Genomic DNA, 12,751 nt, shown 5'->3' with positions numbered 1-12,751 from the left:
GCAGCATGTCCCGCTTTTGCGTGGCGGTCACGCGCATCCGTGATGGACAGGAACTGCCCCGCACCGCCATGCTGCCGCAGCCCCGGAGGCCCTGCCGATGACGATCACCCGCCGCTCCAGCCTCGCCTTGCTTGTCGCGCCCACCCTGGCCGCTCCGGGCATCGCCCGCGCGCAAAGCGGCCCCTGGCCGAACCGGCCGATCCGCATGATCGTGCCCTTCGGCACGGGCGGCGGCTCGGACATCACGATGCGGCTTTTGGCGCCCAAGATCGCCGCCGTCCTGGGGCAGAATGTGATTGTCGAGAACCGGCCTGGTGCCGGCTCCACCGTGGGGACGGATTTCGTCGCGAAATCCGCGCCGGATGGCTATAATTTCGTGCTGGCGACGCTGTCCTCCACCGGGCTCGCGGTCGGGCTGTATCGCAACCTGCCTTATGATCCGGTGCGGGATCTGACGGCGATCTCGCCCACGAATTTCATCCCGATCTGTCACACGGTCACCACGCGCGGGTTGCAGGTGCGCGACACGGCCGACTGGATTGCGCAGCTGCGCGCGCAGCCCAACCGCTTTTCCTATGGCAGCAGCGGCGTCGGCTCCTCGGGGCATATCGGCAGCGCCAGTTTCCTGGCGCAGACCGGCACCACGGCGGTGCATGTGCCCTATCGTGGCGGCGGGCAGGTTTATGCGGCGCTGATTGCGGGCGACATCCAGTTCACCAGCGACATCCCGAGCCAGGTGCTGCCCTTCCACCGCGATGGCCAGGCGCGGACGCTGTTCGTCGCGACGGATGAGCGTTCCACGCTGATGCCCGAAGTGCCGACGGCGGCCGAGGTCGGGCTGCCCAACTACAAATCCTATTCCTGGTTCGGCATTTTCGGCCCGCCCAATTTGCCGCCCGCGATCACGGAGCGCATGTGGAGCGCGATTGATCAGGCGCTGGCGGACCCGGATGTGGCACGGCGCTTCAACGAGATGGGCACGCCGGCCATGCGGGGCTATTCCCCCGCGCGCTTCGCCCAATTCGTCCGCGATGAAATCGCCCTCTGGGTGCCCATCGTCCGCGCCTCAGGTGCCACCGCCGACTGACGGGTTCCAAGGGCCTTTGGCTGGGGGAGTTTGAGGGGGACCGGGTCCCCCTCAATCCGCGTAGCTGGGGTCTTGCTTATCCAGCACGCGCTTCAACGCCGCAAAGTGATATTCCGGCCCGGTCATGGACAGCGTCGGGTCCTTCCAGGCGGCCTGGGCCTTCATCTTTTCCAGCACCTCCTCCTTCACGAAGCGGCGGCGGGCGTTGGTCCACATGGAGAACATCTGCGTCCGGCAGGCGCGTTCCAGGTAATAGAGCCGGTGATAGGCCTGGGCGACCGAGTTGCCGGTGACGATCACGCCGTGATTGGCCAGCATCAGGATGGGCTTGCCGTCCATCAGGGCGGCCATGCGCGCCCCTTCCTCATGCTCGATGGCGAAGCCGTTATAGTCGTAGTCATAGGCAATCCGGCCATGGAATTGCAGCGCGCTCTGGCCCGTCATCTCGATCGTCATGTCCTCAAGCTGGGAGATGGCGGTGACGTAGGGCATGTGGGTGTGCAGCACGCACTCCGCGCCGGTCATCTCATGGATGGGGGCATGAATGCAGATGGCGCTGCGATCGGCCGGGCCGGAGCCCTCCAGCACGGTGCCGTCATACGCGACCTCAATGAGGTTGCTGGCGGTCACCTCGGACCAGTGCAGCCCATAGGCGTTGAGGTAGAAGCGGCCAGGGCGGCCGGGCACCATCAGGGTGAAGTGATTGTCGATCGCTTCATGGAAATCATGCAGCACGGCCAGGCGATGGGCGGCGGCCATGTCAATGCGGGCTTGTTGGCGCTGCTCGATCAGAATGGCGGCGGCAGGGTCCTGGACGGCAGACATGGGGACTTCTCCAGCGCGTGTTGCGGAGCAGCATTAACCCCTGCCATGCGCCCCCGCGCAAGGCTTCTATTCGGCCTTGGCTGCCGCGATCTGGGCAAGCTGGGTGGCCTGCGCCGCCTGGGCATCGCGCGGCAGAGCGGGGCGGGCGCCATGGCCCAGCCCGCCGGCGAGCTGGATGCCGGTCATCACCGGGGCGGGGATGCGCGAGGCGGCATCGGCATGGGCCGCGAAGGCGATCAGGGTGACGGTGGCGAGGATGATCTGGCGCATGGGAGTGTCTCCGAGAGGGTGAGCCGGGGTGCCCGGCGTCGTGAGGGGAATATGCGGCCGCTGTGTCGCGGCGTGATCGCCCGCTCTGTCGCGTTTGTCGCGTGGTTGAGCCATCCTGGGTTTCGCGGTATCGCAGTGCACAATTCAGGGCAGAGGCAAGGCGCATGGAACGGATTCTGGCGGGGCAGGCTGCCCTAATCACCGGCTCGACCAGCGGTATCGGCCTGGGCATCGCCAAGATTTACGCCGAGGCCGGCGCGCGCGTGATGCTCAATGGCTTCGGCAAGCCCGAGGAAATCGCGGCCGCGCGGGCCGAGATCGGCGCCCTGATGGGCGTGGCCGCAGCGCCCTACAGCCCGGCCGACATGTCCAAGCCTGCCGAGGTGCGCGCCATGGTGGCGGCCGCCGAGGCCGAGTTCGGCAAGCTCGATATCCTGGTGAACAATGCCGGCATCCAGTTCGTCTCGCCCGTGCAGGATTTCCCGGCCGAGAAGTGGGACGCCATCATCGCGATCAACCTGAGCAGCAATTTCCACGCGATCGCCGCCGCCCTGCCGGGCATGCTGGCGCGCGACCATGGCCGCATCATCAACGTCGCCAGCGCGCATGGCCTGGTGGCGAGCCCCTACAAGACCGCCTATGTGGCGGCCAAGCATGGCGTGGTGGGGCTGACGAAATCCGTGGCGTTGGAAATCGCGCAGGCCAACGTCACCTGCAACGCCATCTGCCCCGGCTTTGTCCGCACCCCGCTGGCCGAAGCCCAGGTGAAGCCGCTGGCCGAGAAATTCGGCGTCTCCGAGGAGGTGGCCCTGAAGGAGCATCTGCTGGGCAAGCAGCCCTCCAAGCGCTGGATCGAAGTGGAGGAAGTGGCGCGCATGGCGCTGTGGCTCGTCGGTCCCGGCTCGGGTGGGGTCAATGGCGCGGCGCTGTCCATTGACGGCGGCTGGCTCGCCGCCTGATGGACATCAACGCCACTCTCACCTCCGCCGTCATCGCGCAGAAGACCACCCGGCGCATCAACCTCGCTTTGCAGGGCGGCGGCACGCATGGTGCCTTCACCTGGGGCGCGCTGGACCGCCTGCTGGAAGATGACCGGATCGAGTTCGACGGGCTTTCCGGCACCTCGGCCGGTGCCATCAATGGCGTCATCCTCGCCCTCGGCCTGCTCGAAGGCGGGCGGATGGGGGCCAAGGATGCGCTGAACCGCTTCTGGCGTTCGCTGGGCGCCAAATTCGCCGTCTCGCCCCTCAAGGCCACGCCGCTGGAGAAGGCGCTATGGGGCTGGGACCTCAAATACAGCATGGCGTGGAACGCGTTCGACACCATGACGCGGCTGATGTCGCCCTATCAGATGAATCCCTTCCCGATGGAGTTCAACCCGCTGCGCAAGTCGCTGGATGAAAGCCTCGACCTTGCGCGGTTGCGGGAAGACAAATCGGCGATCCGGCTGTTCATCTCGGCCACCAATGTGCGCACCGGCAAGCCCAAGGTGTTCACCCGGGCCGAGATGACGGTGGATGCGCTGCTCGCTTCCGCCTGCCTGCCCAATGTGTTCAAGGCGGTCGAGATTGACGGCGAGGCCTATTGGGATGGCGGCTACCTCGGCAATCCGGCCCTTTGGCCACTGTATCATGAGCGCATGGCCGCGGACATCGTGCTGGTGCAGCTGAACCCCCTGCTGCGCCCCGAATTGCCGACCAGCACCAGCGACATCATGAACCGGCTGAACGAGATCAGCTTCAACGCCTCCCTCATGAGCGAGATGCGCGCCATTGATTTTGTGCAGCGCATGCTGGATTCCGGGCGCCTCGAACAGCCGCGCTACCGCCGCATCTTCCTGCATGCGATCGAGGATGAGGAGCGCATGCGCGCCTTCAAGCTCAGCACCAAATTCAACGGCGACTGGGATTTCCTGACGACATTGCGCGATTACGGCCGCGACGCCGCGGATCTCTTCATCCGCGAAAGCCTGGACAAGGTGGGGCGCGAAAGCACGCTGGATATCCAGCGCTATCTGTAGCCGCCTGTCGGATCACGGGTTCTCCACCTTGGGCCAATACGCCCCGGTGAAGCGCCGATACGGGATGGCGGCGAAATCGCGCAGGATGCCGACCTCGGCCGCGCAATAGCGGATCTCGCGCGCGATGGGCGCGAAGCCTGCGTAGAAATGCTGCGAGGATTTCACCACCACCAGCCGCTTGTCCTGCAGCGTGCAGCCCATTCCGGTGAAGGCATCGGGATGGAACACCTGCTGCCTTTCACTGCCGATGATGATGTGGATGCCTTCCGCCTCGATCCAGGCCGAGGGCCCCATCTCGCTGCGCCCGCCTGAGAGGCCGGATTGCACGTGGCTTTGCGCCACCGCATGCACCCGCACCATCAGATCGAGCGGATCGCCCGACATCAGGCCGCATTTGCCCCCCAGCCGCAGCGGCATGACGGCGCCCACGCCGGCTTCATGCACGAAGGAGACGGCAATCGGGTCCCAGAAGATCCCGATCGCGGCATCGCGCACGCCGCGCGCCAGCATGCGCGCCAGCATGGCCGTGCCATCGGATGGCGCGCCGCCGCCGGCATTGTCCGAGGTTTCGGCGACCACCATGGTGCCGCCTGGGGCCGCGAGCGCCGCATCAATCGCCTGGTCCGGTGTGTCGAAATGCTTGCGCGTCGCCTCGCGCACCGCCCAGAGGCGCTCGCCCCAGGCCTGCGCCGTGCGTGCGGCGAGCGCTTCGTCAGCATCGGCGATGGCGACCATCTTCGCCCCGACATGCGGCACATCCCCCCAGGGAAAACCATGCGCGAAGGAGAGGGAGAGGATGTCGCCGCGCGCCTCGGCGACCAGCATTCCGGCGACGAGGGATTTCATGGGCTCCACCGGCGTATGCCACATGCTGATCATGTGCAGCGGGTGGTAGGCGATGACCGGCCGGATCTCCCGCCGCGCCGTGCGCAGCGCCAGGCGGAACAGATCCTCGGCCCGTTCCGCCATGTCCACATGCGGGTACTCCTTGTAGATCACCACAAGATCCGCGTTCTCGCGCAGGGTCTCATCCAGGTGGCAATGCAGGTCGAGCTCGACGCCGATCACCACATCGGGGCCGACAATCTCCCGCACATGCCGCACCAGGTCGCTTTCGCAATCGTCGTGGCCCTCGGCCACCATGGCGCCATGCAGGTTGAGCAGCACGATCTCAACCGGGCCGGCGGCGCGAAGGTCGCTCAGGATCAGTTCGCGCAGTTCCTCATAGGCGGCACGCACCGTGGTGCCGCCGGGCTGGGCGTTGGCAGTGAGGCTTTCCACCACCTCCATCCCCGCCGCCTGGGCCATGCGCCGCCAGGCGATCAGCGGGATATTGCCCCAGAAGGGCGGCTCCAGGCTGCCGGCGTTCCGGCTGAAGCGGTTGCCGTAGAAGGCCGCGCGCCCGGTCGGCAGGGGCGAGAAGGTGTTGGTCTCGGTCAGCAGCGCCGCCATGAAAAGCTTCATCGCAACTTGGTCCCTCCTGGGTGAAAGGCAGCCTCGCGCAGGTCAGCGCCGCGTCTCAAGGCCCCAGCGGGCCGATATGCCGCAGGAAGCTGGCGCGCACGCTTGCGGCATGGGCCTGCATCACCTCCCGCAGATGCGCCATGCTCAGGATTTCCTCATGCACCAGCGTGCCGACGCCATGGCGCAGCGCCTCCTCCACGGTGATGGGCAATTCCGGTACGCGCCACTTGCCGACCGTCAGGCGCAGCAGGCCCAGCATGGCCCGCCACAGCCGCTCGGCCTGGATCAGTGTCGCGGCCTCGCGCTCATCAAGCAGCCCGGCCTGGCCGAGTTCGCCGAGGACGAGCCGGGTGGTGCGGCGCAGCAGCTTGGGGTGGCGGGCGGCATGCGCCACCGTCAGCGCCTGGGCGATGAATTCCACCTCCACCAGCCCGCCGGTCATCGCCTTCAGATCCCAGGGGCCATCGGCCGGCAATTCGCGCAGCATGCGGCCGCGCATCTGGGCGGCATCGCGCAGCACGGCCGGGGCGTCCCGCGCCGCGGTCAGGGCGGCATCGAGTGCGGCTTCGATCTGGCGCGTCAAGCCGGCCGGGCCGGCGATGACGCGCGCCCGCGTCAATGCCATCCGCTCCCAGGTCCAGGCCTCCTCGGCGTGGTAGCGGGCAAAGGCGGAGAGCCGCACCGCCACCGGCCCCTTATTGCCCGAGGGGCGCAGCCGCATATCCACCTCGAAGGCGCGGCCATCGCGCCCGGGCGTGGTCAGTGCCGCGACGATCTGGTGCGAGAGGCGGATGAAGTATTCCGAGGGTGCCAGCGCCCGCTGCCCGCCTTCGCTGGCTTCCGTCTGCGGGTCATGCTCATAGATCATGATCAGGTCGAGGTCGGAATTGGGCAGCATTTCCCGCCCACCGAGCTTGCCCAGCGCCAGCACGGCCAGGCTGCCGCCCGAGACGCGGCCAAAGCGGCGGGCGAAGTCGCGCTCCACCCCGGGCAACAGGGCGGCGATGGCGGCTTCGGCCACGGCGCTGCGGGCCTCGCCGCTGGAATCCGCGTCCAGCCTGCCCTCCAGCTCCGCCGCATCCACCTCGAACAGCCGTTCGGTGACGAGGCGGCGGGTGGCTTCCAGCGCCTCCTCGAAATCCCGCGCCTCGCGCAGCAGGGCGGGCAGGGCAGCCAGAGGCTTCTCGCCCGGCGCGGCGTAGCTGCCGGCGAGCAACCCCTCCAGCGCGGCCGGCCGCCGTGCCAGGTGGTCGGCCAGTTGCGGGGCCGCGCCGAGCATGGCGGCGAGGCGATCCATCAGCCGCGGGTTGCGGTGCAGCAGCGAAAAGAACTGCACGCCGGCCGAGAGCTGGCCCAGCAGCCGGTCAAAGCGGGTGATGGCGGCCTCCGGCTCGCGCTGGCGGCCAAAGGCCCTGAGCAGGCCGGGCATCAATTCCGTCAGCAATTCGCGGGCGCGCTCGCTGCGGGTGGCGCGCGGGCGGCCGTGATGCCAGCCGCGCACCATGGCCGCGATCGAGGCCGGCTCGCCAAAGCCCAGGCCGCGCAACGTCTCCAGCGTTTCCGGATCATCCTCGACCCCGGTGAAGACGAGGTTCCCGGCACCCTCGGTCGCGGTCAGCTGGGGGGCGGCCTCGAAGAGGTGGCTGTAATGCCCCTGGACGCGGCGCTGAAACGTGGTCAGCGCTTCGGCGAAGCTGGCGGTATCTGGATAGCCCATGAAGCTCGCGATGCGGGCAAGCTCATCGGGCTCCTCCGGCAGGCGGTGCGTCTGGCGGTCATTCACCATTTGCAGCCGGTGCTCGGTGTTGCGCAAAAACACATAGGCATCAGCGAGGTCGGCCGCGGCGCGCCGGTCCATCTTGCCGGCGGATGCAAGGAGGGAGAGGGCGCCCAGCGTCGTCGGGTCCCGCAGCGCCGGGTCCCGCCCACCCCAGATGAGTTGCAGCACCTGGACGGTGAACTCGATTTCGCGGATGCCGCCACGGCCAAGCTTGACGTCATGCCCCGCCACGGCAATCTCGCCCCCCGCGCCGCGTTCGGCCTTGTGCAGATGGATTTGCCGCTTGATGGAATGGATATCGGCCACGGCCGCGAAATCCAGGTGACGCCGCCAGATGAAGGGGCGCAATTCGCGCAGGAAAGCCTCGCCCGCCGCGCGGTCGCCGGCCACGGGGCGCGCCTTGATCATGGCCGCGCGCTCCCAGTTCTGGCCCAGGCTTTCGTAGTAGGAGAGGGCCATGGGAACGCTCACGCAAAGCGGGGTTGCCGCCGGGTCCGGGCGCAGGCGCAGATCGGTGCGGAAGACGTAGCCCTCGCTCGTGCGTTCCTCCATCAGGCGCACCAGGTCCCGCGCGATCCGGATGTAGGGAGCCGCGCCGAATTCTTCGTGATAGGAAGACCCGTCAGGGTCATGCAGCAGCAAGAGGTCAATATCCGAGGAGTAGTTCAGCTCGCGTCCGCCGAGCTTCCCCATGCCCAGCACGATGAGGCCCGAGCCCTTCGTGATCTGCTTCGGCTCGCCCTTGGTGCGGGCCAGCTTGATCTGGCCGCGCCGCGCGGCATCCAGCAGCAGATGGGCGCAGGCGAAGTCGATGGTGAGGTCCGCCAGGTCACTCAGCGCGCCGGTCACGCGGTCCAGCGGCCAGAGGCTGCCGAGGTCGGCCGCCGCCGCCACCAGGGCACCCTGGCGCTTGGCCCGGCGCAGCAGGCTCATCACCGCATCGCGCGGGGAGGCCGGGTCCGCCTTGGTGAGGGGATCCAGCGCGCATTGCATGGCATCCTCCGCGCCACGGTCGAGCAGGCGCAACAGGCTCGGCGCTTCGGCCCAGCAGAGATCGGCCAGATAGGGGCTGTGGGCGGCCATCACATCGAGCAGGGGGGCCGCATCTTCCCGCGTGGCCAGGGCCTGCTGGGCGGCATCGCCTTCGGCAAGGCGGCTGCGCAGCCGGAGAATCGCGGCCGGATCATGCAGGGGTTTCGGGTTCATCATCCGGCAGGGGAGCCGCCTGGATGAGCCAGGGTCAAGCCCCCATCCCATTGCCGGCCCGGCGCGCGCCGCATCCCCGGAAGCTGCGGCCATGGCACCTGCTGCTGCGGCTGGGCCTCGGCCTCGTGGTGGCCATGCCGATGCTGCTCGGGCTGGCCGTGGGCGTCTTCGCCTGGCGGCTCTCCAAGGGAGAGGTAGAGACCAGCTTCCTGGCGCGCCGCATCGAAGCCGCGGTGAACCGCCCGGATGGCGAGGCGCGGCTGGCCATTCGCCGCGCGGCCATCGCGTGGGAGGGTTGGCATGGCGATGGCGCGCCGCTGGATATTCGCCTCTCCGGCGTGACCTTGCATGACCGTGCCGGGCATCTGCGCGCCAGCCTGCCCGATGCCAGCATGACGCTGGCACTCGGCCCGCTGCTGCGGGGTGTGCTGGCGCCCGCCACCATCGAGCTGAACGGGCCGACCCTGACGCTGCTGCGCGATACCGAGGGCGCGCTGGCGCTGGATATCGGCGGCAGCGCCACTGCTCAGGCCAGCCCGGCGGGCGATACCCCCGCCACCGACGCCCCGGATGACACCGGCGAGATGCTGGCCGATCTCATGGCCCCGCCCGAGGAGCGCGCCACGCACACCTCGCTCCGCCGCATTCGCGTGACGGGCGGGCATGTGACGATCCGCGATGCGGCACTCGGCCGGGATTGGGCGCTGCAGGACCCGCAGATGGAGTTGCGCCGCCTGGCCCATGGCGGCGTGGAGGGCGATGGCGAGGCGACGCTGCGGGTGGCCGGCGTGGATATCCCGGTGCATCTGCTGGGCCGCATCCGGGGCTCGCCGCTGCGCTTCTCCCTGCGAATGGACCTGCCCGTGCTGCGCCCCGGCGATGTGGCGGAGATCCTGCCGCCCCTGGCCCCGCTTCGCATGCTCGACGCCCCCGTGGCGATCCAGGCCTCGGGCGAGTTCGACGCGTCCGGGCGCCCCACCGGCTTTGGCCTGACCCTGCAGGCCGAGCAGGGCGGCGATCTGCGGCTGGCGGGTGATTCGCGGCTGCCCTTCACGCGGCTCTCGGCGCGGCTTCTGGGCGATCGGTCCAGGATCGTGCTCGAGGAAGCCGTGCTGCAACTGGCCGGCACCGAGGGCATGGTGCTGACAGCCGATGGCGACCTGACGCGCGGTCAGGCGGGGTGGGAGGGCGGCGTGAATGCCGCCGTGGCCCGGCTGGACCTCGCCGACCTGCCACGCCTGTGGCCCGAGGGCCTGGCCCCCGAGGCGCGGGAAGCGGCCCGGCTGGCCCTGCCCAATGGCACGCTGGCCGAAGCCACCCTGCGCCTCGGCCTCGCCGCCGATGCCGCCTTCAACACCTGGCGACCGCTGAGTGGCAGCCTGATGGCCATTCTGGCCGATGCGCAGCTCGTCACGCCGGATGGCCAGGCCCTGGCGGTGGACCGCGCCGAATTCCAGATCAATGCCAGTCCGGCGCGCCTCGCGCTCGACGGGCTCAGCCTGCGCCTCAAGCCGGACCCGGGCAGGGCCAAGGAAGGCACGCTGCTGCTGGCCGATGGCCGGCTGACGCGCGAGGGCGAGGGCTGGACCGGCAGCCTGACCATCGGCCTTGAGCATCTGGACCTGACCGATATTCCGCGCCTCTGGCCCGAGGGTGTGGCGATGGATGCGCGTGACGCCGTCCGCCGCAGCCTGCCGCGCGGGATGCTGCATGCGGGCAATGCCAGCCTGGACTTCGCCACGGATGCGGCCTTTGGCGACTGGCGGCCGCTTGGCGGCAACCTCTCCGTCAACCTGGCAGCGACCCGGGTGGTGACACCGGAAGGGGCGGGCATCGAGCTCCAGAGCGGAGAAATCCGGGGCAGCGCCAACGCCACGCAGTTGGTGCTGGACTCGCTCAACCTGCGCCTGGGCGTCCCCGACCGCCCGGCCAGCACCGTCAGTGCCTCGGGCGCCGCGGGGCTGGATGCGGGGCGCTGGAGCGGCGCGCTGGACCTGGAGCTGGACCGGCTCTCCTTCGCTGACCTGCCCATTCTTTGGCCGAGGGCGGTGGCGCATGGCGCCCGCTCCTGGATCGTCGAGAACATCCCCGCGGGTGAGGTCAGCAACGGCCGCTGGCGCCTGCGGGCCGAAAGCGCGGCAGGTCTCGCCGCCGCGCAGGTGACCGAAGTCTCGGGCGAGGCGGAGCTGCAGCAAGGCGTGCTGCATTGGCTGCGCCCCATCCCGCCGATGCGCGGTGTGGCCGGCCGCGCCAATTTTACCCTGACGGAAATCACCGTGCAGACCACGGCGGGCCGCCAGGACAATGGCGCGGGCCAGCCGGGCGGCCTGGAGTTGCGTGGCTCCACCCTGCGTTTCCTGCTGCCGCCCGATGCCCTGCCCAATACCGAGATGTCCATCAACATGGCCGGGCCGCTGACCGAGACGGTGGCCCTGCTGCGCCACCCGCGCCTCAAGCTGTTCGAGCGCCGTCCCTTTCCCGTCCAGGTGGCCTCCGGCACGCAGGTGGGCCGGATCAATATCGCCTTTCCGCTGATCGAGGCGCTGCCGCCCGAAATGGTCCGGCTGAGTGCCGAGGCCCGGGTCAGCAACGCGCGCCTTACGCGGGTGCTGTTCAACCGCGATCTCGAAGATGCGAATTTCGAGATGACGATCGAGAATGACCAGCTGCGCCTCAATGGCGCGGCGGTGCTGAACACGGTGCCCGTCCGCGTCGCGGTCGAGGCTGATTTCCGCCCTGGCCCGGCCAGCCAGATCGTCACGCGGGAGGTGCTGACAGCACGGGCGGATGCGAGGCGCATCGCCGAACTGGGCTTTGACACCGGCGGGCTGCTGAGCGGCCCGGTGGCGCTGGAGGCGCGGACCGAGCGGCGGCGCAACGGCCAATATGTGGTCAATCTGCGGGGCGATCTGCGGGATTCGGTGCTGAGCTTCACGCCGCTGGGCTGGACCAAGCCCGCCGGCAGCCCCGGCCGGGCCGAGGCCGTGCTGCGGCTGCAAGGCGACCAGATCACCAGCATCGAGGGCATTCGCATCGAGGCGCTGGAATTGGCCCTGCGGGCGCGTGCCGTTGCGCGCGCCGGGCGGATCGAGCGCGTCGAATTGCAGGAGACCGGCTTTGGCGGGAGCCGCCTCGTTGGCGATGCGCGGGCCCCCACGACGCCGGGCGGCCCCTGGGCGATCACCCTGCGCGGGCCGGTGCTGGATCTGCGCTCCATCTTTGGCCCGGCCGGGCATGTCGCGGGCGGGGCCGCACGCGAGCGCGAGCCCGCCCCCGCTGCCGAGCCAACCACCCAGACGCCGCTCTCGCTGGATTTGCGCTTTGACCAGGTGATGCTCGCCCCAGGGCGGGACGTGTTTTCCGCCCAGGCGCGCGGCCGGCTGGATACGGCCGGCGTACTGCGCGAGGCCATGGTGCGCGGCCGCACCAGCCGCCAGGCCGGCGCCTTTGAACTCACCATGACGCCGCGCGGCGAGGCGCGGCAATTGCGCGGCACCGCCGAGGATGGCGGCGCCTTGCTGCGGGCCATGGGGCTGATCGGCACCATTGATGGCGGGCGGATGCAGGTGAATGCGGAATACGCCGAATCCCGCCCCGGCGTGCCGCTGACCGGCACCGCGGAGCTCGAGAGCTTTACCGTCCGCAATGCCCCGGCCCTCGGCAAGCTGCTCCAGGCGATGACGCTGTTTGGGCTGGTGGAGGCGGTGCAGGGCGGATCGGGCCTGGTGTTCAGCCGCGCCGTGGTGCCCTTCAGCCTCTCAGCGACCGAGCTGCGGCTGAACGACGCGCGGGCATTCTCTGCCTCGCTCGGGCTGACGGCGCGTGGGCGGGTGCTGCGGGAGCGCGTGATCCTGGACCTCGATGGCACCATCGTGCCGGCCTATTTCTTCAACACGCTGCTGGGGAATTTGCCGCTGGTCGGCCGCCTTTTCAGCCCCGAAGCCGGCGGCGGCGTTTTCGCGGCCACCTTCCGCGCGCAAGGCCCCCCCGATGACGCGGAAGTGACGGTCAACCCGCTGGCCATGGTCACGCCCGGCTTCCTGCGCGGCATGTTCGGACTGGCGGAAGCGACGCGGCCGGGGCGTTAGCGGATTTTTCA

Annotated in this window: 8 protein-coding genes; 4 read left to right on the top strand and 4 right to left on the bottom strand. The window is 69.1% G+C overall.

What is annotated here, in order from left to right; all coding sequences use genetic code 11:
* The first annotated feature begins 97 nt into the window (after positions 1–97).
* The gene (locus LHU95_RS13105; protein ID WP_248707408.1) at positions 98–1,087 is read left to right on the top strand and encodes a tripartite tricarboxylate transporter substrate-binding protein; all 990 of its coding nucleotides are present in this window, start codon (positions 98–100) and stop codon (positions 1,085–1,087) included.
* 51 nt (positions 1,088–1,138) lie between these two features.
* Here LHU95_RS13105 and LHU95_RS13100 read toward each other — a convergent pair whose 3' ends face one another.
* On the bottom strand, positions 1,139–1,912 hold the full coding sequence (locus LHU95_RS13100) for a class II aldolase/adducin family protein (protein WP_248707407.1): 774 nt from the start codon (positions 1,910–1,912) through the stop codon (positions 1,139–1,141).
* A 66-nt stretch (positions 1,913–1,978) separates the two neighbouring features.
* Positions 1,979–2,182, bottom strand: a complete 204-nt coding sequence (locus LHU95_RS13095) for a hypothetical protein (RefSeq protein WP_248707406.1) — start codon at positions 2,180–2,182, stop codon at positions 1,979–1,981.
* 164 nt (positions 2,183–2,346) lie between these two features.
* Here LHU95_RS13095 and LHU95_RS13090 point away from each other — a divergent pair, with 164 nt between their 5' ends.
* Positions 2,347–3,141, top strand: a complete 795-nt coding sequence (locus LHU95_RS13090) for a 3-hydroxybutyrate dehydrogenase (protein ID WP_248707405.1) — start codon at positions 2,347–2,349, stop codon at positions 3,139–3,141.
* Positions 3,141–4,202 carry a patatin-like phospholipase family protein gene (locus LHU95_RS13085; protein ID WP_248707404.1) on the top strand — a complete coding sequence of 354 codons (1,062 nt, stop codon included), beginning with the start codon at positions 3,141–3,143 and terminating at the stop codon, positions 4,200–4,202. The genes LHU95_RS13090 and LHU95_RS13085 overlap by 1 nt, the downstream gene beginning before the upstream one ends.
* 12 nt (positions 4,203–4,214) lie before the next feature.
* Here LHU95_RS13085 and LHU95_RS13080 read toward each other — a convergent pair whose 3' ends face one another.
* Both LHU95_RS13080 and LHU95_RS13075 read right to left on the bottom strand, forming a co-directional pair.
* On the bottom strand, positions 4,215–5,666 hold the full coding sequence (locus LHU95_RS13080) for a M81 family metallopeptidase (protein WP_248707403.1): 1,452 nt from the start codon (positions 5,664–5,666) through the stop codon (positions 4,215–4,217).
* A gap of 55 nt (positions 5,667–5,721) precedes the next feature.
* Entirely contained in the window at positions 5,722–8,652 is a 2,931-nt protein-coding gene (locus LHU95_RS13075) for a bifunctional [glutamine synthetase] adenylyltransferase/[glutamine synthetase]-adenylyl-L-tyrosine phosphorylase (RefSeq protein ID WP_248707402.1), read from the bottom strand.
* A 23-nt stretch (positions 8,653–8,675) separates the two neighbouring features.
* Here LHU95_RS13075 and LHU95_RS13070 point away from each other — a divergent pair, with 23 nt between their 5' ends.
* On the top strand, positions 8,676–12,740 hold the full coding sequence (locus LHU95_RS13070) for a hypothetical protein (protein WP_248707401.1): 4,065 nt from the start codon (positions 8,676–8,678) through the stop codon (positions 12,738–12,740).
* Positions 12,741–12,751: the final 11 nt, after the last annotated feature.

Source organism: Sediminicoccus sp. KRV36 (genome assembly GCF_023243115.1).
In the GTDB taxonomy this organism is placed as follows: domain Bacteria; phylum Pseudomonadota; class Alphaproteobacteria; order Acetobacterales; family Acetobacteraceae; genus Roseococcus.
The sequence above is the reverse complement of the archived record's forward strand: the minus strand, read 5'-3'. Positions and strand labels throughout refer to the sequence as shown.